Source organism: Neobacillus sp. GCM10023253 (assembly GCF_042653105.1).
GTDB classification, from domain to species: Bacteria; Bacillota; Bacilli; order Bacillales; family Cytobacillaceae; genus Neobacillus; species Neobacillus citreus.
The window spans coordinates 1-2,946 of record NZ_JBHSHV010000002.1; the positions used below are offsets into that span (position 1 = coordinate 1).

The following is a 2,946-nucleotide window of genomic DNA, read 5'->3' on the forward strand; positions in this document are numbered from 1 at the left end:
GGTTAAGTCCTCGATCGATTAGTATCAGTCAGCTCCACACGTCACCGTGCTTCCACCTCTGACCTATCAACCTGATCATCTTTCAGGGATCTTACTAGCTTGACGCTATGGGAAATCTCATCTCGAGGGGGGCTTCATGCTTAGATGCTTTCAGCACTTATCCCGTCCGCACATAGCTACCCAGCGATGCCTTTGGCAAGACAACTGGTACACCAGCGGTGCGTCCATCCCGGTCCTCTCGTACTAAGGACAGCTCCTCTCAAATTTCCTGCGCCCACGACGGATAGGGACCGAACTGTCTCACGACGTTCTGAACCCAGCTCGCGTACCGCTTTAATGGGCGAACAGCCCAACCCTTGGGACCGACTACAGCCCCAGGATGCGATGAGCCGACATCGAGGTGCCAAACCTCCCCGTCGATGTGGACTCTTGGGGGAGATAAGCCTGTTATCCCCAGGGTAGCTTTTATCCGTTGAGCGATGGCCCTTCCATGCGGAACCACCGGATCACTAAGCCCGACTTTCGTCCCTGCTCGACTTGTAGGTCTCGCAGTCAAGCTCCCTTGTGCCTTTACACTCTGCGAATGATTTCCAACCATTCTGAGGGAACCTTTGGGCGCCTCCGTTACACTTTAGGAGGCGACCGCCCCAGTCAAACTGCCCACCTGACACTGTCTCCCACCCCGATGAGGGGTGCGGGTTAGAATTTCAATACAGCCAGGGTAGTATCCCACCGACGCCTCCACCGAAGCTGGCGCTCCGGCATCTCAGGCTCCTACCTATCCTGTACAAGCTGTACCAAAATTCAATATCAGGCTACAGTAAAGCTCCATGGGGTCTTTCCGTCCTGTCGCGGGTAACCTGCATCTTCACAGGTACTATAATTTCACCGAGTCTCTCGTTGAGACAGTGCCCAGATCGTTACGCCTTTCGTGCGGGTCGGAACTTACCCGACAAGGAATTTCGCTACCTTAGGACCGTTATAGTTACGGCCGCCGTTTACTGGGGCTTCGATTCAGAGCTTCGCTTTTAAGGCTAACCCCTCCTCTTAACCTTCCAGCACCGGGCAGGCGTCAGCCCCTATACTTCGCCTTGCGGCTTTGCAGAGACCTGTGTTTTTGCTAAACAGTCGCCTGGGCCTATTCACTGCGGCTCTTCGGGGCTATTCACCCCAAAAAGCACCCCTTCTCCCGAAGTTACGGGGTCATTTTGCCGAGTTCCTTAACGAGAGTTCTCTCGCTCACCTTAGGATTCTCTCCTCGCCTACCTGTGTCGGTTTGCGGTACGGGCACCTTTTATCTCGCTAGAGGCTTTTCTTGGCAGTGTGGAATCAGGAACTTCGGTACTATAATTCCCTCGGCATCACAGCTCAGCCTTAAGGTGAACGGATTTTCCTATTCACCAGCCTAACTGCTTGCACGCACATATCCAGCAGTGCGCTTACCCTATCCTCCTGCGTCCCCCCATCACTCAAACGATAAAGAGGTGGTACAGGAATATCAACCTGTTGTCCATCGCCTACGCCTTTCGGCCTCGGCTTAGGTCCCGACTAACCCTGAGCGGACGAGCCTTCCTCAGGAAACCTTAGGCATACGGTGGATGAGATTCTCACTCATCTTTCGCTACTCATACCGGCATTCTCACTTCTAAGCGCTCCACCAGTCCTTACGGTCTAGCTTCAACGCCCTTAGAACGCTCTCCTACCGCGGACACCAAATGGTGTCCACCCACAGCTTCGGTGATACGTTTAGCCCCGGTACATTTTCGGCGCAGAGTCACTCGACCAGTGAGCTATTACGCACTCTTTAAATGGTGGCTGCTTCTAAGCCAACATCCTGGTTGTCTAAGCAACTCCACATCCTTTTCCACTTAACGTATACTTTGGGACCTTAGCTGGTGGTCTGGGCTGTTTCCCTTTTGACTACGGATCTTATCACTCGCAGTCTGACTCCCACGGATAAGTCATTGGCATTCGGAGTTTGTCTGAATTCGGTAACCCGATGAGGGCCCCTAGTCCAAACAGTGCTCTACCTCCAAGACTCTAACTACGTGAGGCTAGCCCTAAAGCTATTTCGGAGAGAACCAGCTATCTCCAAGTTCGATTGGAATTTCTCCGCTACCCACACCTCATCCCCGCACTTTTCAACGTGCGTGGGTTCGGGCCTCCATCCAGTGTTACCTGGACTTCACCCTGGACATGGGTAGATCACCTGGTTTCGGGTCTACGACTACATACTAATTCGCCCTATTCAGACTCGCTTTCGCTGCGGCTCCGTCTCTTCAACTTAACCTCGCATGCAATCGTAACTCGCCGGTTCATTCTACAAAAGGCACGCCATCACCCATGAACGGGCTCTGACTACTTGTAGGCACACGGTTTCAGGATCTCTTTCACTCCCCTTCCGGGGTGCTTTTCACCTTTCCCTCACGGTACTGGTTCACTATCGGTCACTAGGGAGTATTTAGCCTTGGGAGATGGTCCTCCCTGCTTCCGACCGGATTTCACGTGTCCGGCCGTACTCAGGATCCACTCAGGAGGGAACGAAGTTTCGACTACAGGGCTTTTACCTTCTATGGCCGGCCTTTCCAGACCGCTTCATCTACCCCGTTCCTTTGTAACTCCATGTTGAGTGTCCTACAACCCCGAAAGGCAAGCCTTTCGGTTTGGGCTGTTCCCGTTTCGCTCGCCGCTACTCAGGGAATCGCGTTTGCTTTCTCTTCCTCCGGGTACTTAGATGTTTCAGTTCCCCGGGTCTGCCTTCAATACCCTATGTATTCAGGTAAAGATACTGCTCCATTACGAACAGTGGGTTTCCCCATTCGGAAATCTCCGGATCGGCGCTTACTTACAGCTCCCCGAAGCATATCGGTGTTAGTCCCGTCCTTCATCGGCTCCTAGTGCCAAGGCATTCACCGTGCGCCCTTTCTAACTTAACCTAAAAGGTTT

1 rRNA gene is annotated in these 2,946 nt (G+C 53.1%); it reads right to left on the reverse strand.

Going from position 1 to position 2,946, the window contains the following annotated elements:
- Nucleotides 1-2,936: ribosomal RNA gene (locus ACFPA1_RS00340) — 23S ribosomal RNA — on the reverse strand; the annotation flags it as partial.
- Nucleotides 2,937-2,946 lie beyond the last annotated feature (10 nt).